This is a genomic window from Phormidium tenue FACHB-1050 (assembly GCF_014696925.1).
Lineage (GTDB): Bacteria > Cyanobacteriota > Cyanobacteriia > Pseudanabaenales > Pseudanabaenaceae > Pseudanabaena.
The window spans coordinates 30,385-57,291 of the sequence record NZ_JACJQY010000039.1 but is presented as its reverse complement, the minus strand read 5'-3'; the positions used below and the strand labels follow the sequence as shown (position 1 = coordinate 57,291).

At 43.7% G+C, this 26,907-nt stretch carries 20 protein-coding genes; 9 read left to right on the top strand and 11 right to left on the bottom strand.

What is annotated here, in order from left to right:
- Positions 1-363: 363 nt before the first annotated feature.
- Positions 364-2,592, bottom strand: coding sequence for a photosystem I core protein PsaB (gene psaB, locus H6G05_RS19385; RefSeq protein ID WP_190580542.1), 2,229 nt, complete (start codon positions 2,590-2,592; stop codon positions 364-366).
- A 25-nt stretch (positions 2,593-2,617) separates the two neighbouring features.
- Entirely contained in the window at positions 2,618-4,870 is a 2,253-nt protein-coding gene (psaA, locus tag H6G05_RS19380) for a photosystem I core protein PsaA (protein ID WP_190580540.1), read from the bottom strand.
- Between the two features lie 424 nt (positions 4,871-5,294).
- On the opposite strand from psaA, the gene H6G05_RS19375 reads away from it, so the two are divergent.
- The 3 genes from H6G05_RS19375 (at position 5,295) to H6G05_RS19365 (ending at position 8,450) form a co-directional block, all read left to right on the top strand.
- Positions 5,295-6,311, top strand: coding sequence for a transaldolase (locus H6G05_RS19375; RefSeq protein ID WP_190580538.1), 1,017 nt, complete (start codon positions 5,295-5,297; stop codon positions 6,309-6,311).
- A 109-nt stretch (positions 6,312-6,420) separates the two neighbouring features.
- Positions 6,421-8,040, top strand: coding sequence for an AAA family ATPase (locus tag H6G05_RS19370; RefSeq protein WP_190580536.1), 1,620 nt, complete (start codon positions 6,421-6,423; stop codon positions 8,038-8,040).
- A 35-nt stretch (positions 8,041-8,075) separates the two neighbouring features.
- Positions 8,076-8,450: a DUF1257 domain-containing protein gene (locus H6G05_RS19365; protein ID WP_190580534.1), complete on the top strand. Its 375-nt coding sequence runs from the start codon at positions 8,076-8,078 to the stop codon at positions 8,448-8,450.
- Here H6G05_RS19365 and H6G05_RS19360 read toward each other — a convergent pair.
- Together H6G05_RS19360 and H6G05_RS19355 are read right to left on the bottom strand one after the other, a co-directional pair.
- Positions 8,447-8,629 (bottom strand): hypothetical protein, encoded by a 183-nt coding sequence (locus H6G05_RS19360; protein WP_103667401.1) that lies wholly within the window; start codon positions 8,627-8,629, stop codon positions 8,447-8,449. The genes H6G05_RS19365 and H6G05_RS19360 overlap by 4 nt on opposite strands.
- 254 nt (positions 8,630-8,883) lie before the next feature.
- Positions 8,884-9,642 carry an EAL domain-containing protein gene (locus H6G05_RS19355; RefSeq protein ID WP_190580532.1) on the bottom strand — a complete coding sequence of 253 codons (759 nt, stop codon included), beginning with the start codon at positions 9,640-9,642 and terminating at the stop codon, positions 8,884-8,886.
- A gap of 145 nt (positions 9,643-9,787) precedes the next feature.
- Here H6G05_RS19355 and H6G05_RS19350 point away from each other — a divergent pair, with 145 nt between their 5' ends.
- Together H6G05_RS19350 and H6G05_RS19345 are read left to right on the top strand one after the other, a co-directional pair.
- On the top strand, positions 9,788-10,333 hold the full coding sequence (locus H6G05_RS19350; RefSeq protein ID WP_190580530.1) for a CAP domain-containing protein: 546 nt from the start codon (positions 9,788-9,790) through the stop codon (positions 10,331-10,333).
- 52 nt (positions 10,334-10,385) lie between these two features.
- Positions 10,386-11,012, top strand: a complete 627-nt coding sequence (locus tag H6G05_RS19345) for a pseudouridine synthase (protein ID WP_190580550.1) — start codon at positions 10,386-10,388, stop codon at positions 11,010-11,012.
- Here H6G05_RS19345 and H6G05_RS19340 read toward each other — a convergent pair.
- The 3 genes from H6G05_RS19340 to H6G05_RS19330 all read right to left on the bottom strand — a co-directional run bounded on the left by H6G05_RS19340 (position 10,968) and on the right by H6G05_RS19330 (position 12,956).
- Positions 10,968-11,702 (bottom strand): lipoate--protein ligase family protein, encoded by a 735-nt coding sequence (locus H6G05_RS19340; RefSeq protein WP_190580528.1) that lies wholly within the window; start codon positions 11,700-11,702, stop codon positions 10,968-10,970. The two genes, H6G05_RS19345 and H6G05_RS19340, sit on opposite strands and share 45 nt — an antisense overlap.
- Positions 11,703-11,759: 57 nt before the next feature.
- Positions 11,760-12,224, bottom strand: a complete 465-nt coding sequence (locus tag H6G05_RS19335) for a YbjN domain-containing protein (protein ID WP_190580526.1) — start codon at positions 12,222-12,224, stop codon at positions 11,760-11,762.
- Positions 12,225-12,338: 114 nt separating this feature from the next.
- Positions 12,339-12,956, bottom strand: a complete 618-nt coding sequence (locus H6G05_RS19330; protein ID WP_242025656.1) for a DUF2808 domain-containing protein — start codon at positions 12,954-12,956, stop codon at positions 12,339-12,341.
- A gap of 206 nt (positions 12,957-13,162) precedes the next feature.
- Between H6G05_RS19330 and guaA the strand changes: the two genes are divergently transcribed.
- The 3 genes from guaA to gshA all read left to right on the top strand — a co-directional run bounded on the left by guaA (position 13,163) and on the right by gshA (position 17,455).
- The gene (guaA, locus tag H6G05_RS19325) at positions 13,163-14,758 is read left to right on the top strand and encodes a glutamine-hydrolyzing GMP synthase (RefSeq protein ID WP_322096401.1); all 1,596 of its coding nucleotides are present in this window, start codon (positions 13,163-13,165) and stop codon (positions 14,756-14,758) included.
- A 134-nt stretch (positions 14,759-14,892) separates the two neighbouring features.
- Entirely contained in the window at positions 14,893-16,092 is a 1,200-nt protein-coding gene (locus tag H6G05_RS19320; RefSeq protein ID WP_190580524.1) for a DUF3095 domain-containing protein, read from the top strand.
- 217 nt (positions 16,093-16,309) lie between these two features.
- Complete coding sequence (gene gshA, locus H6G05_RS19315; protein WP_190580522.1) at positions 16,310-17,455, top strand: glutamate--cysteine ligase; 1,146 nt, start codon at positions 16,310-16,312, stop codon at positions 17,453-17,455.
- Between the two features lie 29 nt (positions 17,456-17,484).
- Here the strand turns inward: gshA and H6G05_RS19310 are convergent, their stop codons facing one another.
- Together H6G05_RS19310 and H6G05_RS19305 are read right to left on the bottom strand one after the other, a co-directional pair.
- Positions 17,485-18,057 (bottom strand): Uma2 family endonuclease, encoded by a 573-nt coding sequence (locus H6G05_RS19310; protein ID WP_190580520.1) that lies wholly within the window; start codon positions 18,055-18,057, stop codon positions 17,485-17,487.
- A gap of 62 nt (positions 18,058-18,119) precedes the next feature.
- Positions 18,120-19,925, bottom strand: coding sequence for an ABC transporter ATP-binding protein (locus H6G05_RS19305; RefSeq protein WP_190580518.1), 1,806 nt, complete (start codon positions 19,923-19,925; stop codon positions 18,120-18,122).
- A gap of 70 nt (positions 19,926-19,995) precedes the next feature.
- Here H6G05_RS19305 and H6G05_RS19300 point away from each other — a divergent pair, with 70 nt between their 5' ends.
- Entirely contained in the window at positions 19,996-20,496 is a 501-nt protein-coding gene (locus tag H6G05_RS19300) for a gamma carbonic anhydrase family protein (RefSeq protein ID WP_190580516.1), read from the top strand.
- 40 nt (positions 20,497-20,536) lie between these two features.
- On the opposite strand, the gene H6G05_RS19295 is transcribed toward H6G05_RS19300, so the two are convergent.
- Both H6G05_RS19295 and H6G05_RS25450 read right to left on the bottom strand, forming a co-directional pair.
- Entirely contained in the window at positions 20,537-21,151 is a 615-nt protein-coding gene (locus H6G05_RS19295) for a hypothetical protein (protein WP_190580513.1), read from the bottom strand.
- A gap of 228 nt (positions 21,152-21,379) precedes the next feature.
- Positions 21,380-26,878 (bottom strand): WD40 domain-containing protein, encoded by a 5,499-nt coding sequence (locus tag H6G05_RS25450; RefSeq protein WP_190580511.1) that lies wholly within the window; start codon positions 26,876-26,878, stop codon positions 21,380-21,382.
- Positions 26,879-26,907: the final 29 nt, after the last annotated feature.

The following is a 26,907-nucleotide window of genomic DNA, read 5'->3' as shown; positions in this document are numbered from 1 at the left end:
AATCGTCTCTCCGAAATGACTAAATCTGTAATTGCTTCTCTTGTCGGTAGAGATTCCATACTGGATGCCCTATCTGTTGCCTCTCTTTTGTGATTTGGTATTATCTATATCAAGACCAATTTCTATCAAACTAGCCACACATTTTTCTTGATACACTTTCTCATCAAGACGATCCACATTACTAATAGTTACAACTGGAAGACTGAAAATTGTAATCAATTAAAAACTTCATGCCTCAGTCGCTAGTCTAGCTTTCCAACGCTGTCATATTCGCCACTCTTATAAATATTAGATATTACAGCTTTTACAAAAAAATCCCCCACATTGCTGTGAGGGATTTTTTTAATTAACTAGCAAGCTAGATTAACCGAAAGCCGTTGTCGTTGAGGCGATCAGGAAGGCTGCATAGGTGACGATGTAGCCAATCGTGAAGTGAGCCAAGCCAACCAAACGAGCTTGAACGATGGAGAGAGCCACAGGCTTGTCTTTCCACTGAACCAAACTTGCAAGAGGAGTGCGTTGGTGTGCCCATACAAGGGTTTCGATCAACTCTTGCCAGTAACCACGCCAAGAGATCAAGAACATGAATCCAGTTGCCCAAACGAGGTGTCCAAAGAGGAACATCCAAGCCCAAACAGAGATATTGTTCATGCCATAGGGGTTATAGCCATTGATCAACTGTGCAGAGTTGAGCCATAGGTAGTCACGGAGCCAGCCCATGATGGTGACAGAGGATTCGTTGAACTGAGCAACGTTACCTTGCCATACACCGAGGTGTTTCCAGTGCCAGTAGAAGGTTGTCCAACCAATGGTGTTCAACATCCAAAACATCGCGAGGTAGAAGGAATCCCATGCTGAGATATCGCAAGTACCGCCACGACCAGGACCGTCGCAAGGGAAGCTGTAGCCAAAGTCTTTTTTGTCTGGCATGAGCTTAGATCCACGAGCATCCAACGCGCCCTTAACCAAGATCAAGGTGGTGGTGTGTAGACCTAGAGCGATCGCATGGTGAACTAGGAAGTCGCCAGGACCAACGGTGAGGAACAAAGAGTTATCACCAGAGTTGATACCAGCCAACCAACCAGACAACCAAACGTTACCGCTATTTGGCCAAGCTGTTGCAGCGATGCTATCAGGATTAGAAAGTAGGACATCAAATCCATACAATGCTTTACCGTGAGCAGCTTGAATCCATTGTGCAAAAACAGGCTCGATCAAGATTTGCTTTTCAGGAGTTCCAAAAGCTTGCATTACGTCGTTATGAACATAAATGCCAAGAGTGTGGAAGCCCAAGAAGAGAGATACCCAGCTTAGGTGAGAGATGATTGCTTCTTTATGCTCAAGCATACGTGCAAGCACGTTGTTCTTGTTTGCTTCAGGATCATAGTCACGAACGAAGAAGATCGCACCGTGAGCAAATGCACCGACCATCAAGAAACCAGCAATATATTGGTGGTGAGTATATAGAGCAGCTTGAGTGGTGAAGTCCTTAGCAATGAACGCATAGGAAGGCATCGAGTACATGTGCTGAGCAACTAAGGAGGTGATTACACCCAAAGAAGCAAGAGCCAAACCGAGTTGGAAGTGCAAGGAGTTGTTAACTGTGTCATACAAACCCTTGTGACCATCGCCTAGCAAACCACCGAAGGGAGTACCTTTAGGAGGATTGTGTGCATTCAAAATGTCCTTGATGCTGTGACCGATACCAAAGTTGGTGCGGTACATGTGACCAGCAATGATGAATAGTACAGCGATCGCCAAGTGGTGATGCGCGATATCAGTCATCCAAAGAGATTCGGTTTGAGGATGGAAACCACCAAGGAAGGTCAGGATTGCAGTACCAGCGCCTTGAGATGTACCAAATACATGTCCTGCGGTATCAGGATTCTGAGCATATACGCCCCAGTTGCCAGTGAAGAAAGGTGCAAGACCAGCTGGATGAGGAGGAACGCTCAAGAAGTTGTCCCAACCTACATGGATACCACGGGATTCAGGAATCGCAACGTGAACCATGTGACCAGTCCAAGCCAAGGAACTTGCGCCAAACAAACCAGCCAAGTGGTGATTGAGGCGAGACTCAGCATTCTTGAACCAAGAGAGGCTAGGACGGAAGCTGGGCTGTAGGTGCAACCAACCTGCAAATAGCAGGACAGCAGCGAATACTAGCATCCAGATTGCGCCAGCAAATAGCTCTGCATTGGTACGCATACCGATGGTGTACCACCAGTGGTAAACACCTGAAAGAGCGATGTTTACAGGGCCAGCAGCGTCGGTTTGAGTAAACGCTTCAACTGCGGCTTTACCGAAGTGAGGGTCCCAAATCGCATGGGCGATTGGACGTGTGGTGAGAGGATTTTTGATCCATTGCTCGAAGTTACCCTGCCACGCTACGTGAAACAGGTTGCCAGATGTCCACAGGAAGATGATTGCCAAATGTCCGAAGTGTGAAGCAAAAATCTTTTGGTAAAGACTTTCTTCAGTAACACCATCGTGACTTTCAAAATCGTTCGCTGTGGCGATCGCATACCAGATCCGACGGGTTGTTGGATCCTGTGCGAGAGCCTGGCTAAACTTAGGAAATTTCGTTGCCATAATTACTTCAATTTCTCCGTTAATATTAGCCAAGTGCACCGTAACGGGCTAGGAAGAATGCCCAAGTTGTGGCAATTCCACCTAATAGGTAGTGAGCTAGACCCACTGCACGACCTTGAGTAATGCTCAAAGCGCGAGGAGAAATAGCAGGAGCAACGTTGAGCTTGTTGTGAGCCCAAACGATTGACTCGATGAGTTCTTGCCAGTAGCCACGACCACTGAACAGGAACATGAGGCTAAATGCCCAGATGAAGTGAGCGCCCAAGAAGATCAAACCGTAAGCCGACAAAGCCGAACCGTAAGATTGAATTACATTGGAAGCTTGTGCCCACAAGAAGTCACGCAACCAGCCATTGATAGTCAATGCACTCTGTGCAAAGTTACCGCCAGCCATATTGGTGATTGTGCCGCTTGCATCGACAGTACCGAAGATATCGGACTGCATTTTCCAAGAGAAGTGGAAGATAACAACGGAAATACAGTTGTACATCCAGAAAAGACCTAGGAATACGTGATCCCATGCCGAAACTTGACATGTGCCGCCACGACCAGGACCGTCGCAAGGGAAGCGGAAACCTAGTTCAGCCTTGTCTGGAATCAAGCGAGAGCTACGAGCATAAAGCACGCCTTTCAGCAAGATCAAGACAGTAACGTGAATGGTAAACGCATGGATGTGGTGTACCAAGAAGTCAGCAGTACCAAGAGCCATGTGAGCAACAGCAACCTTGCCACCAACAACAATAGTATCGCCACCAAAGATGGGGCTAACGCTAGAGGTTGCGTAAGGAGCGGTTGTACCAGCAGCAGCAGCGTGGATACCTTGAATCCAGTTAGCGAAGACAGGCTTCAACTGAATTGCGGTGTCGGAGAACATATCTTGAGGACGACCCAATGCACGCATGGTGTCGTTGTGGATGTAAAGTCCAAAGCTGTGGAAGCCAAGGAAAATACATACCCAGTTAAGGTGAGAAATGATTGCATCGCGGTGGCGCAACATGCGATCAAGCAAGTTATTTACATTCTTAGCAGGATCGTAATCGCGAACCATGAAAATACCAGCGTGAGCAGCCGCACCACAGATCAAGAAGCCACCAATCCACATGTGATGTGTGAACAGAGAAACTTGAGTTGCGTAGTCAGTAGCAATGTAGGGGTAAGCAGGCATCGCGTACATGTGCTGAGCGACGATGATGCTCAAAGAACCCATCAAAGCTAGGTTAACAGCTAGCTGAGCATGCCAAGAAGATGTCAAGATTTCGTATAGACCCTTGTGACCTTCACCAGTTAGAGGTCCCTTGTGAGCTTCAAGGATTTCCTTCATGCTGTGACCGATACCAAAGTTGGTGCGGTACATATGTCCAGCGATGATGAAAAGTGTAGCGATCGCAAGGTGATGGTGAGCTTGGTCAGTTAGCCAAAGAGATCCAGTTTGAGGATTCAAACCACCCTTAAAGGTCAAGAAGTCAGCATAAGCGCCCCAGTTCAAGGTAAAGAAAGGTGTTACACCTTGAGCAAAACTAGGGAAAATATCCGACATCAAGGAAGGATTTAGGATGAACTCATGGGGTAGAGGGATCTGATCAGCAGGTACGCCCTTATCAAGGTAGTAGTTGATAGGAATCGAAACGTGGATCTGATGTCCAGCCCAAGAGAGTGAACCCAAACCGAGTAAACCTGCCAAGTGGTGGTTCATCATCGATTCAGCATTCTTAAACCACTCAAGTTTAGGAGCAGCCTTGTGGTAGTGAAACCAACCAGCGAAGAACATCAAACCTGCCATCACCAAACCGCCAATTGCGGTGCAGAGGAGTTGATACTCGGTAGTGATACCAGATGCTCTCCAAAGGTGGAACAAACCAGAAGTGATTTGAATACCTTGGAAACCGCCACCAACATCGCCATTCAAGATATCTTGACCGACAACATTCCAGACCACTTGGGCGCTGGGTTTGATGTTGACTGGATCGGCAAGCCAACCAGTGTAGTTAGAGAATTTTGCTCCGTGGTAATACATACCACTGAGCCAGATAAAGATAATACCTAGGTGCCCAAAGTGAGCGGAGAAGATCTTACGGGCAGTATCTTCTTCGGTTGTGAAACTGTCAAAGTCATGCACATTGGCATGAAGATCCCAAATCCATGTGGTTGTCTTTGGTCCCTTCTTTAAGGTGCGATCAAAGTGACCAGGTTGTCCCCACTTCTCAAAGGAAGTAGGTACTACGTCACGATCAACCGATACCTTTACCTCTGTGTCTGGCTTTTGAGGAGTCATTGTCATGTAAATTTTCCTCTCTCAGACTGTTAAGACAAAGTAGATTAAACGATTAGGCTAGTTCTCTCATAGTGCTGAATCTATGAATGAGATAAGTACTGCTTTAATAAGAGAACCTAAGCCACGATGTCGTAATTATAGATTTACGTTTGTGTCGCTCTAGAGTCTTTGTAACAATTGTTTAGAATGTCTCAAATCAGCTCAATCCTTGACTATGCAATAAATTTAGACAAATGAACTCAGTTTATTAAGTCAATGAGATCTACATTTTTCTTAATAAAACTTTATTAAATTCGCAAACGTCATGTTTTCTCCCCTATTAAGGCAGTGATCTTGTAATTTCCCTAAAGGTTGCCTAACCCTCAAAATTGTTAAGGCTAAGATAGGCGTGCAAAGGTAGCCAGTTATAACTGGTGCTATGGAGGATATTATGCCTAATGATTTGCCCAAAAGTTTTCTTGATCAGTTGCGTGAAATGACTGTAGTGGTTGCCGATACAGGGGATATCCATGCGATTGAGATGGTGAAACCTCAAGATGCAACCACAAACCCATCATTGATTACGGCGGCGGCTCAGATGCCCCAATATCAAGAGATTGTTGACGAGACCTTACTAGAAGCTAGAAAAGATCTAGGTAAAGAGGCTCCACCAACTCAAGTGGTTTCTTTAGCGTTTGATCGCTTAGCGATCGCCTTTGGGATGAGGATTTTGCAAATTATTCCTGGTCGTGTTTCCACTGAAGTAGATGCGCGTTTGTCTTATAACACTGAAGCCACGATCGCTAAGGCGCATTATTTAATTTCACAGTATGAGGCTCATGGGATTTCCCGCGATCGCATCTTGATTAAAATTGCCTCAACTTGGGAAGGGATCAAGGCTGCCGAATCACTTGAAAAAGAAGGTATTCACTGCAATTTGACTTTGCTATTTGGGTTACACCAAGCGATCGCCTGTGCTGAGGCAGGTGTGAAATTAATTTCACCTTTTGTGGGACGGATTCTCGATTGGTACAAGAAAGATACGGGTAAAGATAGCTATCCTGCTGCCGAAGACCCAGGGGTATTATCAGTGGCAAGAATTTATAACTACTACAAAAAGTTTGGTTATAAAACAGAGATCATGGGCGCAAGTTTCCGCAATATGGGCGAGATCGTTGAACTGGCGGGCTGTGATTTGTTAACAATTTCCCCTGCTTTACTGGATGAGTTACACCATACCCAAGGTGAACTGGTACGCAAACTCGATCCTGAAATTGCTTCTCATGCCGATATTGCCCAAATCCCAATGGATAAAGCGACTTTTGAAGCCATGCACGCTAGCGATCGCATGGCAGCCGAAAAGCTTGATGAAGGAATCAAGGGTTTTTCTAAAGCACTAGTTACCTTAGAGGAGCTACTCACTGACAGACTAGCCAAACTCGAAGAGCAAGTACTCGCAGCAGCCTAATTACGTTTCCAGCGCCTTCGGCGCTGGAAACATTGATTTTTATAATAAAAATTCCAGAAGTAGGGTGGGCATTGCCCACCCTACTTTGCTTATTGCTATACTTGCCAATATGTCGCCACAATCGCCAATAATTCCAGTATCTCCCCTCAAAAGCAGAGTCTATCAAGCTCTGATAGAGCAGTTTGATTTATTGCTCCGTGCCAAATATCCACTGATATATATAGTTACAGCCGAAGAAGAGCCTGTCGAAGATATTTTGACAGAAGTAGCTTTGCAATCTAGTCCTAGCCGCAGAATCTTGTTTTGGGACATTGCCAGAGGCTGGAGCGACAATAATGCGGATAAAGGATCGGTGATGGCGGCTTTGTCACGGATTGCTCAACGAGATAAGGCAACTAAGGATGGCGATAACGTCTTATATGTATTGCGGGATTTGCATCCTATTCTTAAATATCCCCATCACGATCGCCACATTCCGATTATTCGCGAGTTAAAAAATCTTGCCCGGGATCTGAAACTTGATCGCCGCACTATCGCTCTAACTAGTCATGTCTTAGAAATACCGCCTGAATTGAACGAAGAAATTACAGCGATCGATTTTCCCTTGCCAGCGATCGCCGAAATCGAATATTTAATTAAGCAAAAAATTTCACCAAATAAACTGAATTTGTCTAAATTAGCTTTTGAGCAACTAGTCAAGGCTTGTCAAGGTTTAAGTCGTACAAGGATACAGAGAGTTTTAGCTAAGGCAATCGCCGAAAAAGAGCAAGTTAACGATGCTGACATTGATGCTGTACTCGCCGAAAAGCAACAAGCGATCAGACAAACAGGAATTTTAGAATTTTTTACCGTTAACGAATCTCTGAAAAATGTAGGAGGATTGGATAATCTCAAACAATGGGTAAGGATTCGTCGTGATGCCTTTACGGAAGAGGCAAAGCGCTACGGCATTCCTACGCCCAAGGGTGTTTTATTAGTCGGCATTCAAGGCACTGGCAAGTCTTTATCTGCAAAAACGATCGCTAATGAATGGCGATTACCACTATTACGTCTGGATATTGGAAGGCTATTTGGAAGTTTTGTGGGCGAGAGTGAGAGTCGGATGCGGCAGATGATCCAACTTGCTGAGGCAACTGCGCCCTGTGTATTGTGGATTGATGAGATCGATAAAGCCTTTGGTAATGCCAATATATCTACTGATGGAGATTCGGGCGCAAGTCGGCGTGTATTTGGAACATTGATCACTTGGATGCAAGAAAAAACTGCCCCAGTTTTTATTGTCGCCACAGCCAACAATGTCCGAATTTTGCCAGCCGAACTTTTGCGAAAAGGTAGATTTGATGAAATCTTCTTTTTAAATTTACCCACCGAATCGGAACGTCAAGAAATTTTTAAAGTGCATCTACAAAAATTACGCCCCAGTCGTTTGCGCGAATTTGATCTGATGCTTTTATCCCGACACACCAAAAACTTTAGTGGGGCAGAAATTGAACAAGTAATTATTGATGGTATTCATCGCGCTTTTGGACGTGGTAGCAGTGGCAACCGCGAAGACTTCACCACTGAAGATATCATTAGTGCGATCGAGGAGACTGTCCCATTAGCCGCGATCGCCTCCCAGCAAATCGAATCCCTCAAACAATGGGCTGCTGAGTCTGGTGCAAGGACTGCTTCAAATGATGAACAATTACTTCAAGAATTACGAAAATTCGCAATTAACTTAGAATAAATGAAGTGCAAAGCACACCCTTTATTCTAAATTTTATGTCCCACTTTACTACGATCGCCATCGAAATCAAAAATGGTGACTTGCTAGAGCAAGCGTTGCAATCGCTAGGCTATCCTGTCAAGCAAAATACTTTAGTGCGCGGATATCTTGGCGATGCTACTTCAGCCGACTATGTGATCCCGATGCCTAATGCCTATGACATTGGCTTTCGGAAAATAGGCGATCGCTATGAACTCATTGCTGATATGTGGGGCATAGCAATGAATGTCGAAGAATTTTTAGGGGAGCTGAATCAGCAATATGCTGCTCAAATAGTCTTAGAGAGTGCTACCAAACAGGGCTTTGCGATCGAGCAGCAGGAAGTACTAGAAGATGGAACAGTGCGGATTGTGATTGGTCGCTGGGCTTAATCGGAATTGCGAAATAGAGTTAAAACTGGTACGCAGGCTCCAACACATGAGGCGATCGCTCCAATTCCTGAAAAAATATGAGGAGCTTGAACATATTTAACTATTTCGTCTGTAGCCAAAGGCAAGGTTGCGAGTAGCACACACGACACACCTAAGCGAACTGCTAATTGATGAATCATGGTTATTACTTGAATTCTACATTTTTTGATCAGTCAACATCTCACACTAGGTTGACTGATGGGGATCGTCATCTATAAATAGGTTGATATGTCGAGGTTGAAACTTTATATAAATATCAATAAATGTCAATTTCTGTGAAGGTATAGACCTAAAAGAGATTTGCGGCGCGAAGCGCCGCAAATCTCTTTTAAGTTTCCATGAGAACTATAGATACTCCCTCCGCACCGCTAATCCTTGGGTGCGAAGGGCATTGCTATAGATTATTTAGAGACGCTAAACCTTGAAATTTCGGCTTGGCAAAATAATATCCTTGGAATAGCTCAACTCCAAAAGATTGGAGAATACTTAACTCTTCATAGGTTTCAACGCCTTCAGCAATTACCTTAATATCTAACTCTTTACATACTTGAATAATTCCTTTAACGATCGCTTGGCGACCCTTATTTTGATTGATGTGATGGATTAAACCCATATCTAACTTGACTAAATCAGTTTGAAACTCAGCTAATAAGTTAAGCCCTGAGTAGCCCGCCCCAAAGTCATCGATCGCTGTTAAAAAACCCTGTTGTCGATAGTATTGAACAATTTCTCGAAGATGTCCATGATCCTCAATTTTCTCTCCTTCAGTAATCTCAAAGATAATACGGTCAACAGGAAACCCAAAGGTCTCAGCAGCCTCAAGCGTTGTGCGAATACATAATTCAGGACGATAAACTGCATTTGGCAAAAAATTAATACTGACAAAAGATTTAATATTTAGCTTCGCCCCCAGTTGCACTGCCTTGACTCGGCAAGCTTGATCAAAGCGATAGCGATTGTCATCATTGATTCGCGCCAAAATTTCACCCGCAGGCTCCTGATTAATTCCCCTCACTAAAGCCTCTTGAGCAAAAACTTCCTTGGTAGTAGTGTTAACAATTGGTTGAAATGCCATCGTAAAGTCAAATCCTAATCCCGCTCCCTTTGTACATTCAGCGCAACCAATTGTTTTGTGGTCTTGGTAAGGTGTCATTTGTGTTACCTAAATATTTCGTTGCATAGTTTTAAAGCTTAAATTCTTTAGAGCCTGTAACTTACGTTCTTTAATATGGGAACCCTTAAGTGATAGCAAAGTCAATAACCATGTGTATTTATTCACAAGTTGTGCAACTAATTTTATGAAATCAACTTTAGTCTGCTGTAGCCTTTTGGTATTTGGGGGGACAATAGCGATCGCACCTGAGTTAAGTGCAACATCTTCACTCAAACAACAAAACCAAGTTTCCCCAATCCAATCTATTCGTAACATCAGCCAAAGTACTAGCCGAGTCAGCTTTGAATCTGAGTTATTGAAGTTGACGAACTTAGAACGGAAAAAAGTCGGTTTGCCTCCGTTAAAACTATCTTCACAATTGACAAGCGCAGCTCAGGCGCACGCGGCAGATATGGCTAGGAATAGTTATTTTAGTCATACAGGGCTAAATGGTTCAAGTATGGTGGATAGAGCTAAGGGGACTGGCTATAAATATTCGGCGTTAGGCGAAAATATTGCCGCAGGTAAAGCTACACCTGAAGGGACAATTCGACAATGGATGAATAGCTCTGGACATCGCGCCAATATTCTCAATGCTAAGTTTACAGAGATTGGATTTGGATATGCAAATGCACCAAATTCCCCCTATCGGCATTACTGGGTACAAGTATTTGGTAAGCCACAGCGCTAGATTAGAATAAAAAAAGCTCGCAATGCGAGCTTTTTTATTCTCTAAAAAATTTATGAGCGATCGCCTCGATATTCCCAAATACGTTCCCAAATATATTGTTTTCTATAAACCCTATGGCGTTCTCTGTCAATTTACTGACGATAGTGGATCTCCCCGTCCTACTTTAAAGGAATATATTGATATCCCTGAAGTGTATTCAGTAGGAAGATTGGATTTTGACAGTGAAGGATTGTTACTCCTCACCAATGATGGACAGTTAAAGCATCGCTTAATCGATCCCCAGTTTGAACATCCACGAACCTATTGGGTACAAGTAGAAAACATTCCCACTGAAGCGGCTTTACAGAAATTGCGTAATGGGGTGACCATCCAAGGATATCGGACTAAAACAGCGATCGCTAAATTATTAGATAGTGACCCAAATTTACCAGAGCGGAATCCGCCTATTCGCTTTCGGGCAAATATCCCCACAACTTGGCTAGAGCTAACCTTAACTGAAGGAAAAAATCGACAAGTCAGGAGAATGACGGCAGCAGTAGGTTTTCCAACTTTGCGGTTAGTCCGTGTAGCGATCGCCCATTTAAGTTTAGGAGATCTAGCTGTGGGACAATGGCGAAATTTGACTCCAGCAGAACTACAAGAACTCCGTCTGAAAGTAATCCCGCGCCGATTGAGATAGAACATCGATAATTTCTACAGCTAAGTCTTTGTGGGTATTCCATGCCAATTCTTGGTAGCCAACAATTGGAACTTCTGCTTGAAATAGCTCTCTCAGTAACTGGTAATTGGGATTGATCGAGATTGATCCGTGCTGCAAAACTGAATTATGACGATAAACTTGAGCGCTACCGATCAGTTTGCGTCCATCCGCAATTACTAAATCCGCATTGGTTGCTGTAGAGAAGCAACTGGGATTGTGAATATAGCCCCGTCCTGCTTTTCCATAGCTTAGATTAATCCCCAACTTGGCAAAACCTTGAATGAGAAATTCGCTGATATATTCATAGATCTCTCGATGCGATCGCTTTCTGCCAAAGGTATTGTCATCAAACTCACCAACTTTGTCCCCACAAATATCAGCGCTGGTAATTACTGCATAAGTCAGCTCCCCTTGATGCAGCACAGCACGCCCCCCACTCGGACGACGAACGATATCGAGATTATGTTTTTGAGCGATCGCATTCCAGCGAATGGGATATTGCTTTTGGTGAAGCCCTAAAGAGATTGCAGGTGGAGTCCAGCGATAAAATCTTAAGATTGATGGTGATTGCGGATCTTGGCTATGCAGATCGAGCAAAGAATTATCAAGAGCCATTTGCAACTTTCCCGATATCTCGGAATAAGGAACAAGCTGCCATTGTTTGTTCATGAATTTTTAAAAATGACAAGAAAGTACCCAAGGGATACTTTCTTATAAAACACAGTTCTAAGCGCCAAAATTTTCTTTTAATACTTCGTCATTTTCATCAGCGATCGCTGCCACTATCGTGATGATCCGAGAAATTTCCGCAGGTGAAAGATCCTCGACAGAGCGCGAACATAATACCAGTACTTGATCGTTCTGGAGCGCATAACGAGCTTCAAAGGTATCAGCAGCATTTTTTTCTAAAAGCCAGCGCGTCATTTTTGCTTCATCTTTAAATGGTGCAGCCAGTACTGTCGAGAAAACAGTAAAGGTATCATTAGGCTCGGTTCCAGTAATGTTGACAACTACCTCTACAGTGCCATATTGAAATTTCCACGTATCCTCGGTCTGGTTTTCAAGAGCCGAATTTTCAGCATCCATACTGGCGATGACAGTTTGGATCGTTTGCACTATGTGATTAGACGGTGGTGCAAAACTAGATTCTGCTTCTACAGGAGTTATGGGCGATTCTGTTGTGAAGGTCATAGTTATTTATCTAGTTACTATCTGCCAATAGTGTATAGCAAACGTCAATGTTTTTCATAAAACACCCTGTTAGTTAAGTAGGGTGGGCAATGCCCACCCTACTTAACTAAATAACTAATAACGTGAATCGTAGAAACTGAGCCTGCCATAACCAAGAAATTGCGAATTGGGGCGATCGCCTTGAGGAAATGCAGTCACTCCAAACAGGTAAACGCCATCATAACGAGGATTGCGGACAGGTCGCAGTCCTACAATTAGCTTACTGTTAAGCTGATTAATAGCAGGAATTGGCGGGTCAAAAGTAATCGTCACTTTATCGCGATCTTGACTTGGCAAAATCTCAGTTTTGCTAGAAATGGCGATACGCTCTCCCGAAGACAACTGCACATAGGAGATCGTTTCATTGCTCAGAAAATCGACCGCATCAAAACCTTCTGTCTGAGAAACTTCTAGCTTTTGTAAAGGCTCTCCCATATTTTCAGGTAAGGCGATCGCAAAGTAATAGATCGCACTCCGAGAGTAAATCCGATTAACGGTAGTTTCCGCACCTAAAAGAAATGGCAGTTGTACAAAATGGGTTTTGCCATCACGTAACTGTACGGCTCCTGCTGAGGAATTTAAAAAACTGCTGGAGGGGAGATTTTGATTGTTACCTACAAAAACTGGTATCGCTAAAATTGACAGTGTAGAAATAGGTAACAATGCGATCGCAGTCATAACTTTTTTACGCATTTTTTTCACCATAAAGACGTACCGTTTTGCTAGCATTGTAGGAATAGCTACTTTTTCGCAGCGATAGGCTTACAGAAAGCCTGACTATCTCATTAAAATGCTATCTCATTAAGATAGAGGTATCCACTGTGGTTTCTTCCCCTCCAACATCGTCGAATGCAGTACTAAATCTTGAAGGTTCTCTTTCTTCTAGTACTGATTCCCCTATCCCAGACTCTGATCGTACCACAGACAATATAACTAGTCGTTCAATGATCGCTATTCTCGATTTTGGATCTCAGTACTCTGAGCTAATTGCTCGACGTATCCGTGAGACACAGGTTTATTCAGAAGTTTTAACCTATCACATATCAGCCGAAGATTTACTGAAGTTTAATCCTCAGGGGATCATCCTATCAGGTGGTCCTAACTCTGTTTATGATGCAGGCGCTCCTCAATGTGATCCTGAAATTTTTAATTTGGGCATTCCTATTTTAGGTGTTTGCTATGGAATGCAATTGATGGCGAAGCAACTCGGAGGTAAGGTCGAGCAAGCTGATCGCGGGGAATATGGTAAAGCAGAGTTACAAATTGATGATCCCACTGATCTATTAACTAACGTAGATACGGGCATCACTATGTGGATGAGTCATGGTGACTCCGTGATTGATTTACCTAGAGGATTCGAGGTATTAGCACATACCGCTAACACTCCCTGCGCGGCGATCGCTGATCATGACAAAAAGCTATATGGAGTACAGTTTCATCCTGAGGTCGTCCATTCCGCAGGTGGGATGGCGATGATTCGTAACTTTGTGTATCACATTTGTGGATGTGAGCCAAGCTGGACGACTGATGCTTTTATCGAAAATTCAATCCGTGAGATTCGCGCTCAAGTTGGTGACAAGCGAGTATTACTAGCCCTTTCAGGTGGTGTAGATTCTTCCACACTTGCCTTTTTATTACATAAGGCAATCGGCGATAAACTCACCTGTATGTTTATTGATCAAGGCTTCATGCGAAAGCTCGAACCAGAACGCCTTGTCAAACTCTTTGAAGAACAGTTCCATATTCATGTCGAGTATGTCAATGCCCGCGAAAGATTCCTTGAGAAAGTCAAAGGAGTTACTGATCCTGAGCAAAAACGGAAGATTATTGGCGGCGAATTTATCAATGTTTTTGAGGAAGAATCACAGAGATTAGGTCCTTTTGACTTCCTTGCTCAAGGCACTCTCTATCCAGATGTAATTGAATCTGCTGATACCAACGCTGATCCAGTCACTGGTAAACGTGTCGCTGTCAAAATTAAGAGCCATCATAATGTGGGCGGCTTACCTGATAATCTGCGATTTACTCTCGTAGAGCCACTTCGCAAACTCTTTAAGGATGAAGTGCGTAAGGTTGGCACAGCGCTTGGACTTCCCGAAGAAATCGTCAAGCGTCAGCCTTTTCCAGGTCCTGGTTTAGCGATTCGGATTATCGGTGATATTACGAGCGATCGCTTAAATACTTTACGTGATGCTGACTTGATCGTGCGTCAAGAAATTAATCGCGCAGGTCAATACAATAATCTCTGGCAAGCGTTTGCAGTGCTATTGCCCACAGTTCGCAGCGTCGGTGTGATGGGTGATAAGCGTACCTATTCCCATCCTGTAGTTTTACGCCTTGTCACCAGTGAGGATGGCATGACTGCGGATTGGGCAAGAGTTCCCTATGATCTATTGGAAACTATTTCCAATCGGATTGTTAATGAAGTGGAAGGAGTCAATCGAGTGGTGTTAGATATCACATCCAAGCCCCCTGGCACGATTGAATGGGAATAAATACGAAAGGGATAAAATTATTCTTTCGTCGCTAAAGAGAAGGATGTATAACCGCCAGTTGGCGGTTATACATCCTTCTCTTTTATTGTTAGGATCATTATTATGATTTTACGAGCGCATTCAAAGCTACAGGTATGAGTATTCAAAACTTTCAGCCACGAAATACGAGTTCTGAAAACTTTTATGCCGATCTACCTGTTCTTCTAAATTTTGCCGATATTACTCATAGTGAGAATTTTTATACAATACCCGATGACTGGGCTGCGATTATTACTGATATTGCTGACTCAACCAAAGCGATCGAGGATGGCAGATACAAAGATATCAATCTCTTAGGCGCTTGTTCCATTATTGTGATTTTAAATATAGTTGGAGACTTAGAGATTCCCTTTGTATTCGGTGGTGATGGCGCATCTATCCTCATTCCCCCAAGGTTTATCCCCGAATCAGAACAAGCATTATTGGCTGTACAGAAATTAGCGGCTGAAGAATTTAATCTTAAATTACGCATCGGGATTGTCCCACTTGCGACTATTACATCAAGCTATGACATTAAAGTTGCGAAACTCCGTATCTCTGACAATTATGTACAAGCGATCCTCAGAGGTGGAGGGATCAGCTATGCGACACGTTTAGTTAAGGATCAAGCAACAACGGATTTGTACAGTCCTAGACACAAAAACTCCTATCCGATCGCTGATTTCTCTGGCTTAGAATGTCGTTGGCAAGATATTCCCACTCGCCATGAGGAGATTCTTAGTTTAATCGTTTTTGTAACAGCTCCCAGTCAAAGCCAAATTGATCTTCTCTATCGCGAAGTAATTACCCAAATTGAGCGCATCTATGGGACGGGGATAGACTGTAACCCTGTAGTATCCGAGAACTTGCAACTTGCTTTTAAGAACAAAAACCTATCGTCAGAGACAAAGGTTGTTGCTGCTTCTCAGGGGTGGCTAAAACAGAAGTTGTATTTGTGGAAATTGCGCCTGATTAATTTACTGGGGTTGATCTTTATGACATTTAATATTCAAATTGGAGGGTTTAATTGGGGAGATTATAAGCAAATTGTTTCCGAAGCCACTGACTTCAAAAAATTTGATGATGTCCTAAGAATGGTGATTTCTGGTAAAGCTAGACAACGCCAACAATTAATTGAGTATCTAGACAAAAAGTTTAAGGAAGGTCGGTTAGTTTATGGCTTTCATGTGTCCGATCGCGCCCTGATGACTTGCTTAGTGTTTGAGCGCGATGGTCGTCAAGTACATTTTGTGGATGGAGCTGATGGGGGCTATGCCTTAGCAGCCAAAAACATGAAAGAACTAATGAAAAGTTAGTAAACTCTTTGCATTACAGCCTATTGAAGCTTTGAGTAGTACAGAGAAATTTTTGGAAGCGTCGCTCCGCGCCGCTTCCAAAAATTTCTCTGGGATTTAATTAAGCGCAAAGCGTTGTATTGGGGATTCTTACTTGCTGTATGTCTTAAGGCATCTTTAAAGCGATCGCATTGCACGGTAGGCTAATAAAAGTGTCTATAGCAAAAGGAAACCTCCCGTGCTTTTATCCAAAGGCTTTGAAGTGGAAATCTACACCTCTACACCGACGGGGGATGTGGTGGGCTTTAGCGATCGCATTGTAGCTAATCTAAATGGGTTTGTGCGCGAGCCAGACAGTCGCAATGTTGAATACATCACGCCGCCTTTTCATAAATATGAGCCGTTGCTGATGGCATTGGTAGAGCCACGCCAGAAGCTACGCAGCTATTTGCGATCGCTTGGTGATTACACTTTGATGCCAGGAAGTACGCTAGCTTTGGGTGGGGTCGATCATTTTTATCGTTCTGATCCCCAGAATCCTTATCACACTTACATCGAGCAGACCTACGGAACTGATGTCGTAACTGCAAGCATTCATATTAATGTCGGTATCCCCGATCTAGAGTTATTAATCGCGGCTTGTCGGTTAATTCGTTTGGAAGCACCGCTTTATCTTGCCCTAAGTGCCGCATCTCCTTTCCTTGATGGTAAAGCAACAGGATTCCATTCTTCCCGTTGGCAAATGTTTCCAAAAACTCCAAAGCTAGTTCCTTTATTTAGCAGTCATCATCATTTCGTAGAATGGACAGAACAACAATTGCAGTTAGGCACGATGCAAAATGTGCGTCATCTCTGGTCATCGGTGCGTCCTAATGGCGATAATCGCCCCTATAACCTTAACCGTTTAGAACTGCGAATTTCTGATCTAGTTATCGATCCCGTCGCATTACTCGCGATTACGGCTCTTTTAGAAATGCGCCTCAATCAATTTCTCGAAGCTGGAATCGGTTCATCGCTCGATCCCCTTGCGCCCCATGCAACTAAGTTTACTCCTGAAGAACTTGCGGCGATCGCCGATCAAAATGAAGTTGCTGCTGCTATTAATAGTCTTGATGCAGTTTTGACCCATTGGCAAACAGGCGAACAAATTACCGCAAGGGAATGGATTTCAGATCAATACGAAGAATTGCGATCGCGTGCTAAGGATAACGGTGTATGGTGCTTCTTGTCACCATTGAAAAAAATTCTCGAACAGGGTAATGAAGCCCAACGTTGGCTTGCAGCTTATCACAATGGTATTTCACCTCGCCAAATCATGACTGATGCGATCGCCTCTGCTGAACAAATGGATAAAGAACTAGCAGAAGCGTTGTTATTATCTTAAGGATTGAGAGCGCAAAGCGCTCTCAATCCTTAAGGTTCTAATTCAAAATTAATACGATTATATAGAACTGAAGTAGTGATCGCTACTTCAAAGGATGATAGGGAAATAGTCGCATCGTTTTCATAGACCGTGAATATCCAGCGATCGCCTTCTTTATAGAAATGTTCGACATACTTGCGATCTTGAGAAATTAGCAAATATTCCTTGAATGAGGAAATAGTCCGATAGGATTCAAATTTGCCAATCCGATCATAGCTTGCTGTTGATGGCGATAGAATTTCGGCAATCAAAATAGGATTGACTAAGGTATCTTTTCTTCCTTCTTGATATTCAAATGGTTCTGCGATAACCATTACATCAGGATATGTGGCTATTTTTTGAACAGGAATCCAAAGACGCTGATCGGTGACAAATACTCCATAGGGTTTGTCTTGGATTGCTTGATGTAAAGCAGCAAAGAAATTGCCAATAATACGGTTATGGGTTGGGGTTCCACCAGTCATCGGTTTGATTTCTCCATCAATGTATTCATTTCTTGTCTCTGAAAGAATTTCACGATCAAAGTACTCGGTAAGGGAATATTTTTGGGTGAGAGTTAGCATAATTACCTTCTTAATTTGAGAGTATTTCGTAGGGGAGCGAAGCACCCCACGAAATCAGGTTTTTAGGGAGATAAAACTAAAGCTTTGGGAATGGCGCTAATTAGTTTTTGAGTATAGGGTTCTTGAGGATTGGTGTAGATGGATTCAGCAGTGTTTAGTTCGACAATTTCGCCCTTGTTCATCACCATGATGCGATCGCTCATAAATTTGACTACGCCGAGATCATGGGAAATAAAAATATAGGTTAAGCCAAATTCTGCTTGGAGTTCCTTTAAGAGATTGAGAACTTGAGCCTGTACCGATACATCAAGGGCAGAAACAGGTTCATCTGCAATAATTAATTTAGGATTGAGGGCCAAGGCTCTAGCGATACAAATACGTTGACGTTGACCACCTGAGAACTCATGAGGATATCGACGCATTGCGCTTTTAGTTAGACCCACACGCTCTAGTAAATAGGCTACTCTTTCTTGTCTTGCGGTCGCACTGCGATAGCGGTGAAACCGTTCTTGATGGCTATGGACGATTAATGGCTCAGCGATCGCATCACCAACACTCATGCGCGGATTGAGTGAACCGTAAGGATCTTGAAATACAACTTGCAGATCACAGCGTAATTTTTGTAATGCTTCTCCTTTGAGGCGGGAGATTTCGTGTCCTTCAAATTTAACAGAACCCATCACGCCATTAGTTAAACCCAGAATTGCTCGACCTGTGGTGGTTTTGCCACAGCCAGATTCGCCAACTAGTCCAAGGGTTTCACCACGATAGACATCAAAGCTAATGTTATTGACAGCAACGAGATATCGTTTTTTAAGTCCTAAAATGCTGCGAATTGGGAACTCAATTCTGAGGTTCTGCACAGAGAGAATTGGTTCTTGTTTCTGTAATTCTAGTAAACGTGTACTAATTTCTTCAGGTGGAACAACTTCTAAATAACGAGGATCACTTGGTTCTTTCTCAACCATTTGCCCATTTTGAATTTCCATAAAGTCACTTACCGTTGGCAATAGGCGCAACTGGCGATCGGGCTGAGGTCGGCAGGCAATTAATCCCTTGGTATAGGGATGTTTTGGTGTTTGGAAGATATCTTGAGTATCACCAGTTTCGACAACTTCCCCTTGATTCATGACGATCGCCTTATCCGCAATCTCTGCCAAGATCCCTAAATCATGGGTAATAAAAATCATCGACATCTGACGCGATCGCTGAATTTCTTTGAGCAATTTCAGAATTGTCGCTTGTACGGTGACATCTAGCGCCGTTGTCGGCTCATCAGCAATAATCAACTGCGGATTGCAGGAAATCGCCATCGCAATCATCACCCGTTGTAATTGACCACCCGAAAGTTCGTGGGGATAGCGTTCAATTAGTTGCTCAGGATTGGGTAATTGCACTTCCTGAAATAGCTGAATCGTGCGTGCTTCTGCCTCCTGCTCCGATACCTTTTGATGCAACCGAATTGCTTCGATCACCTGATAGCCGCAAGTAAACAAGGGATTGAGCGATGTCATCGGCTCCTGAAATACCATCGATATGCGATCGCCTCGGTATTTGAGCATTTTCTGTTGTGACACGCGCACTAGATCAATCGGAGATTCTCCACTGGGGCGAAATATAACTTCCCCATTGGTAATTTTGCCAGATTCTCCCAATAAGCCCATGATTGCTAAAGCTGTTGCCGATTTGCCAGAGCCAGATTCGCCGACTATGCCAAGGGTTTGTGCTTGGGCAAGGTCAAAGGAAATATTTTTGACAGCATGGACGATGCCTTCATCGCCCCTAAAGCTAACCTGTAAATTACGCACAGAAAGCAAGAAATCTTCAGTCTGTGTTGGAGTTTGGGCTAAATCGAGGGGTTGTGACATAGGTTATTGGCTGGCATATTGTTTATTATTATAGGAGCCTGCTAAGCACGCTCCTATAATAATAAACAATATGCATCTTCCCTATTCGCAACTACCCACCCCAGACTGTTCCCGTGCTGCTTTTATTGCTAGTGATGCGGTGGTAATTGGCGATGTGCATCTCAGCGATCGCGTAAATATTTGGTACAAGGTGGTGATTAGGGCGGATGTCAATCGCATGGAGATCGGCTACTGTACGAACATTCAGGATGGGGCGATCTTGCATGGCGATCCTGACCAGCCCTTGGTAATTGGTGAATATGTGACGATCGGGCATCGGGCGGTGATTCACTGTGCGGAAATTGGGCGCGGTTGCTTGATTGGGATGGGGGCAATCCTGTTGGAAGGGGTGAAAATTGGGGCGGGGAGTATTGTGGGTGCGGGGGCGGTGGTGACGAAGGATGTGCCTGCGGGTGTGGTGGTGGCAGGTGTGCCTGCGAAGGTGATGCGCGAGATTTCAGAAGAGGAGCAACAACAGGCGATCGCCCATGCGGAAAATTATTATCAGTTATCGCTGTTGCATGTGCAGTAAAGGCGATCGCTTAGCATCTTTTACCGCACTGATATTGTATTTATTTTTCCTCTAAAATCCCAATTAAGCTTGTTACTAAATCAGCAAGATCTTCAGGTACTCGATATAAACCGACATCCTGAGTCATTTGCTTAGATTTACGATCTAATTTTGCAAATTGCCATATTTTGCCGATTGAGACTATCCCATAAAGTGTAGGGCAATCACTGACTTCTGCTATATCCACAGCAATTAGTTCTACTGCTAGCTGCTTAAATCCCCGCTCAAGGTTCTCATTCTTTGCTTCAATAATCAATAATTGCTGCGATGCTTCTAGGTAATAGTCTAGGGAGCCTTTTAATTGTTCGGTGACCATTAATGGATAGGATACAAATAACTGGGTATCGATGTAATCCATAACTTCCATGAGGACAGGAGCAATCAAAAATTCGCGTCTAGCTAGTTCACTATCAAAGGCAATTCTCAGTAAGTTACGTTCTATCCGATGTTGCAAATCAGTTAGAGAAGTAATTACTTGTGAAGTTTTAGGTAGAGTGAGCTTAGCAACCTGCCATTTATAGCCAAAGTATGCCAAAAGGTCTTTGGGGTAATAGTTAAGTTTGAAATAGTCTGAGAAGTCACAGGATGCTGGTAACTCGATCGCTTTGTGACTCATTGCTATGTTTCCAAGAAGCTAGACTAATATGCGCTTATGATAGTCTACCTTTCAATGAAATAGGGTGATCGCTTTGAGAGGAGATTAGCAGGGCGATCGCTTAGCTCACAACCTGAAAAGCAGAGATTAAGATCCCCGACTTTTTTTGTGAACTTGCAAATCACTTTTGATAGCAAAGAAAAAGTCGGGGATCTGGGCAGTTACAGGTTACTTTTGCAGGAATTACCATTAAGAACCTCTAGTTCTTTTTGCCGCTTGTCGCCATTCCTCTAATTTCTCTTCGGTAATTGGATTTTTTCCTGCCTTTAGCTCCTCAAGCCACTCTTTTACTTCCTCATCTCCAAAGCTTAGATAGTCAGCACCTTCTATGACAAAAAGTAAACTTTTAAGCTTTCTGTTGTAAATTTTTTTTAGATAACTTTCAAAATCACTGATTGCTTCATCATTTTGACCAGCGATCGCTTTTGCTATTGCCCTTCTTTGCAGATAGTAATTGCTATCTGGTTCGAGTTTGATGGCATTATCACAGGCAAATATAACGTTTTTGGCAGAGTTATATATACTTCCATTCCAGCAAAGGGTAGCCCATGAATCTGCGGGAACTTTGATATTGGGATTTCGCTTTATAGCTTCATCATAGGCAACTAAAGCAGCCTTGATATCGCCTTCTTGGGCTAAGCGTTCTCCTTTTGGGATGAAGTATGGATTAATTTCTGTTTGCGGATCGAGAGTGATACTGCGATCTAGTTTTTTGGCTTCTTGAAATAGTGATAGCGCAGCTTCAGGTTTACCATTCATCCCTTTAGTTCTTGCTTCAGCGACTAGGGCAGGAGCCGCCGCTTTCAGGGTTTGAGGATCGCGGCAAGTTGCTAGTTTTTGCTGTAAGTCTGGCTGAGTTGAAATGTAGTCTTGCAACCAATAGCAAGCAAGTCCCATTTGACGGTCTAAGTCTAGATTCCACAATTTGACGGTTTTGTCCCTACTTGCTGTCGCAATCGTCTTGCCATCGGGACTAAAGGCGACGCTAATGACAGGATTTCTATGCCCTTTCAAAGATTGGATTTCTTTACCTTCGAGATTCCATAATTTGACGGTATTATCCCCACTTCCTGTGACAATCGTCTTGCCGTCGGGACTAAAGGCAACGCTACTGACACGATTGCTATGCCCTTTTAAGGTTTGGATCTCTTTGCCTTGGAGATTCCACAGTTTGACGGTGGTGTCACCACTTCCTGTAGCAATGGTTTTACCATCGGGACTAAAGGCTATGCTAATGACACGATTGCTATGTCCTTTTAAGGTTTGGATCTCTTTGCCTTGGAGATTCCACAGTTTGACAGTGTTGTCATAACTTCCTGTTGCAATGGTCTTGCCACTGGGGCTAAAGACAACATCGCTATGCCCTTTTAATGATTGGATTTCTTTACCTTCGAGACTCCACAATTTGACAGTTAGGTCTTCACTGCTAGTGGCAATAGTCTTGCCATCGGGACTAAAGGCGACGCTAATGACACGATTGCTATGCCCATTGAGGGTTTGAAGTTCTTTTCCTTCAAGATTCCACAATTTGACAGTGTTGTCAAAGCTTCCTGTTGCAATGGTCTTGCCATCGGGACTAAAGGCTACGCTACTGACAACACTGCTATGCCCATTGAGGGTTTGAAGTTCTTTTCCTTCAAGATTCCACAATTTGACGGTGCTGTCATCAATTCCTGTGACAATCGTTTTGCCATCGGAGCTAAAGGCTACGCTACTGACAACACTGCTATGTCCTTTTAATGATTGGATTTCTTTTTTTTCGAGATTCCACAATTTGACGGTGCTGTCAAAACTTCCTGTTGCAATGGTCTTGCCATCGGGACTAAAGGCTACGCTACTTACACCATTGCTATGCCCTTTTAATGATTGAATTTCTTTTCCTTCGAGATTCCACAGTTTGACAGTGTTGTCAAAACTTCCAGTGGCAATCGTCTTGCCATCAGGACTAAAGGCAAGGCTAATGATACTAGCGCTATGTCCTTTTAATGATTGGATTTCTTTTCCTTCGAGATTCCACAGTTTGACAGTGTTGTCATAACTTCCAGTAGCAATGATCTTTCCATCATTACTAAAGGCAACGCTAAAGACAACATCGCTATGTCCTTTTAATGATTGAAGTTCTTTGCCTTCAAGACTCCACAATTTGACAGTTTTGTCAAAACTGCCAGTGGCAATCGTCTTGCCATCAGGACTAAAGGCTACGCAAACTACAACATCACTATGTCCTTTTAATGTTAATGATTGGAGTTCTTTGCCTTCGATATTCCATAATTTGACGATGCTGTCTTCACTTGCTGTAGCAATGGTTTTTCCATCGGGACTAAAGGCTACTCTACTGATACTAGCGCTATGCCCTTTCAAGGTTTGGAGTTCTTTGCCTTCGAGATTCCACAATTTGACGATGCTGTCTTCACTTGCTGTAGCAATGGTTTTTCCATCGGGACTAAAGGTTACTCTACTGATACTAGCGCTATGCCCTTTCAAGGTTTGGAGTTCTTTGCCTTCGAGATTCCACAATTTGACGGTGTTGTCCACACTGCCAGTGGCAATCGTCTTGCCATCGGGACTAAAGGCTACGCTCAAGACACTAGCGCTATGCCCAAGTAGACGATTTTTTTCTTGCACAGCATGAACAACCTCTTGGATAGAGGTAATTACACGAATCTCAGTATCAGGAGAGACGATCGCACTTTTTTTTAATCTTTCCCCTGTCTCTACTGCCTCAACTAAAGCCTCAAGCTGAAGATCTCCATTTAGTAGCGATAGCATCTTGTAACTCTCAGTGACAAATTGCGAATCAACGCTAGTTTTCAGAGCCATAAAACCCGCAATCCCTGCGCCCACTGCCATCACACTCGCCACAATCCCCACCCCAAAAGCCAACCGACTCCGCCCCCTTGCCCTAAACTTCGCCGCCTCTTCCTCCTTCACGGCAACACTCAACCGATCCACTGTTTCCCTCAGTGTCTCCTTAGTCTCCGCCAACTCCTGCTGCAACTTCGCCATCTCAGGCGCTTGCGACGCACGGATAAACTCTGCTAGATAGTCATGCACCAACTGATAGCGATCCAAAGGTGACTCAGGAATCAATACCACCAAACCAGATTGCACAAAAATCTCCAACACCAAATCCAACGCCGATGTATCCCCCTGCATCTCAGCCAGCAAATCATGCAAATCCTTTTCTAACTCCTCACGAGTCTTTAACGGACGAGTCCCCCGCTCATCCGTCAACATAAACAGCAAGAACTTAGCCAAGCGCTCGTTCTCTTCCCCACAATCCACAATCACATCATTCAAATAGCGCTCCACCAATATCGCCTTCGGATTCTCTCCCAACAGGCGATATTGCTCCAAAGTCTTAATTCCCTCCTGCTGTAACTGCGCCCCCACTACCTGAAGCTCAATCGGACGCACCTCACCTAGCTCATCCTTGAGATCGTCAGCGATCGCCCCAATCAACTCAGGCTCCAAATAAAACCGTGACTTCTCCATAAGCGTCTGAATCAGCGACTTAGCAGCCTCCACCTTGAGATTGCCTACCCGATACAACACATTCTTACTGAGAATATCCTGATCGATCGCCGCCATGCTCTCGATCTGGTTGCACTCCAGCAAATAATGCAGATAGTCCTCCCGCAATGACAAAACCACCTTCAAAGAAGATAAATTTTGCGAATCATTTAGCAACTTCCCAATAAACTCAAAAAAGCGCCGCCGCTCGGTAGGTTGATTGTAATATACAAAAAAGAACTCCTCAAACTGATCGAAGATCAAGACTAAACGTAAGTTTTGCGCTTCTTTTTCTCGTAGTTTTGAGATGATGCCCTCACCCCCAGCCCCTCGCCCAGAAGGCGAGGGGAGCAAAACTTTATTCTCAGATTCTTTCTCTATAGACAAAGAATCCGTCTCCCCCTCTCCCAATGGGAGAGGGGGCTGGGGGGTGAGGGCTTTACTTTCTAATGGGAGAAGTGGCTGGGGGCTGAGAGTCTTTAACGCCTTCTCTAACTCCTCTTCCCAATTTGTATATACCCGCAAAGCGATCGCGCAAACATCTCTACCCTCAAAAGATGTATGCTCTAACTGCGGAATTAATCCTGCATTCACCAGCGAACTCTTACCCACACCAGACTTGCCATACAGCACGATCAGCTTATAACTAGGCTTGGCAATCCGCGTAATCAACTCATCGAGATCGTGCTTGCGTCCCGAAGCCTCAATTTCCGTTGCCACATCGGTTTGCGACTTGCCGACCGACTTCTTACCCTGCAATCGACCTGCACCGATAAACGCCCGATAGCCATACTGCTGCTCGATCGCATATTGCTCCTGCTTGGTGACATAGGCTTCGAGATATTGCTTTTGTTTGGTGTAAAGCGATCGCAGTTCTGTTAAAAGTTTGATATAAATCTGTGGATGCCCCGTATCTCCTAACTCCTTTGCTTCAAGAAGTAGTTTTAATCCCTCTTGATAATTTTCGAGTTTGATTTCCGCTTGAGCAATGATAAACAGATATAAATTACGCCATTTTTGATAATCCTGAGGAGATTGATCCAAGAAAGAAAGCGCCATTTTTCCTTGATTTCTGGCAGTTTCCCATTCTTGTTTTTGGAGTGCGACCTCCGCCAAATATCGATAGTCTAACGAAAGATGATAAGGTTCGTGAAACTCCTGATGTAAAGGTAAAGCTTTCTGGACAATTGACTCAACCGCATCCCAATCAGACATGCGATAAGCCGTAACAAAAAGACGAATAATGATATTGGCTACAAAATCGGCACGGTTTATCTTTTCAAAAAACTCAATAGCAGACTGAAAACCCGATCGCGCTAATTCCCAATTAGGTGTGCGATATTTCTCAGCATCCGCAATTGTGTAATTGACTTGTCCAATTTGATTGATCAATAGACCACAGCGCTCAATATCTTGAATCTCTTGCCAATAGTTAAAACTCGCTTGCAAATATTGCAGAGCCTTTTCAGGAGAATTATTAGGTGGTAGCGTGTCTAAACCGCGAATAAAGTTCAGATTAGCTTGCAGTTTTGGCTCAAGATTCAACCCGCGATCGCCTAAGTCCTTGAGTGCTATTTCTATTTCAGAACATTGAATTGAACCTAGCCGATGAATCTCACCCAACTTTTTGAAAAAAGGAACCTCACTGGGCGAAAGTACATGACTAAATAAAGCTTCACTACCATCATGCAAAGAATTCAGTAACTCATCAGTAGCGATCTCAAAGTCAAGAGTCGTCGTCCAACTCTCAAAGTCAGGAGCAACTCGAATAATCCGCTTATGCACAGCATCAGAAATCCACCACACAATCGGATAGGGGCAGTGATTGCGAAACATTTCGCGATTGATATTCAGATCCAACAGCGCCGCCTGTAGATCCTCTAATTCATCCAGCCCCACGATAGACAATGCGGCAGGAGTCTCTGACGGCACTTGGGAAATGATGTAGTTATATAAGTCTTTTTGCGATCGCGGCAACCTAATCTCATGGATCGGTTGCGGATGAATTTCTTTGAGGCAAGTAATCAGGCGATCGCGCAAATCTTGATAGTTGCATCGCACCAAAAGCAGCTTAAATTCACCCTCATACAGATCTAGCGTCATCGAAAGCTCTTGCAATAAATCCTCATTCTCAGGAGAAATATTGGCAGATGTCAGAGTAGACTCATCACTCATTGCTTTGTGACCCAGATTTAGGACTGCTA

Excerpts from the sequence above, each read along its gene's own strand:
- psaB (WP_190580542.1), bottom strand. The coding sequence starts at position 2,592 with ATGGCAACGAAATTTCCTAAGTTTAGCCAGGCTCTCGCACAGGATCCA.
- psaA (WP_190580540.1), bottom strand. The coding sequence starts at position 4,870 with ATGACAATGACTCCTCAAAAGCCAGACACAGAGGTAAAGGTATCGGTT.
- H6G05_RS19375 (WP_190580538.1), top strand. The coding sequence starts at position 5,295 with ATGCCTAATGATTTGCCCAAAAGTTTTCTTGATCAGTTGCGTGAAATG.
- H6G05_RS19370 (WP_190580536.1), top strand. The coding sequence starts at position 6,421 with ATGTCGCCACAATCGCCAATAATTCCAGTATCTCCCCTCAAAAGCAGA.
- H6G05_RS19365 (WP_190580534.1), top strand. The coding sequence starts at position 8,076 with ATGTCCCACTTTACTACGATCGCCATCGAAATCAAAAATGGTGACTTG.
- H6G05_RS19360 (WP_103667401.1), bottom strand. The coding sequence starts at position 8,629 with ATGATTCATCAATTAGCAGTTCGCTTAGGTGTGTCGTGTGTGCTACTC.
- H6G05_RS19355 (WP_190580532.1), bottom strand. The coding sequence starts at position 9,642 with ATGACACCTTACCAAGACCACAAAACAATTGGTTGCGCTGAATGTACA.
- H6G05_RS19350 (WP_190580530.1), top strand. The coding sequence starts at position 9,788 with ATGAAATCAACTTTAGTCTGCTGTAGCCTTTTGGTATTTGGGGGGACA.
- H6G05_RS19345 (WP_190580550.1), top strand. The coding sequence starts at position 10,386 with ATGAGCGATCGCCTCGATATTCCCAAATACGTTCCCAAATATATTGTT.
- H6G05_RS19340 (WP_190580528.1), bottom strand. The coding sequence starts at position 11,702 with ATGAACAAACAATGGCAGCTTGTTCCTTATTCCGAGATATCGGGAAAG.
- H6G05_RS19335 (WP_190580526.1), bottom strand. The coding sequence starts at position 12,224 with ATGACCTTCACAACAGAATCGCCCATAACTCCTGTAGAAGCAGAATCT.
- H6G05_RS19330 (WP_242025656.1), bottom strand. The coding sequence starts at position 12,956 with ATGCGTAAAAAAGTTATGACTGCGATCGCATTGTTACCTATTTCTACA.
- H6G05_RS19320 (WP_190580524.1), top strand. The coding sequence starts at position 14,893 with ATGAGTATTCAAAACTTTCAGCCACGAAATACGAGTTCTGAAAACTTT.
- H6G05_RS19310 (WP_190580520.1), bottom strand. The coding sequence starts at position 18,057 with ATGCTAACTCTCACCCAAAAATATTCCCTTACCGAGTACTTTGATCGT.
- H6G05_RS19305 (WP_190580518.1), bottom strand. The coding sequence starts at position 19,925 with ATGTCACAACCCCTCGATTTAGCCCAAACTCCAACACAGACTGAAGAT.
- H6G05_RS19300 (WP_190580516.1), top strand. The coding sequence starts at position 19,996 with ATGCATCTTCCCTATTCGCAACTACCCACCCCAGACTGTTCCCGTGCT.
- H6G05_RS19295 (WP_190580513.1), bottom strand. The coding sequence starts at position 21,151 with ATGAGTCACAAAGCGATCGAGTTACCAGCATCCTGTGACTTCTCAGAC.
- H6G05_RS25450 (WP_190580511.1), bottom strand. The coding sequence starts at position 26,878 with ATGAGTGATGAGTCTACTCTGACATCTGCCAATATTTCTCCTGAGAAT.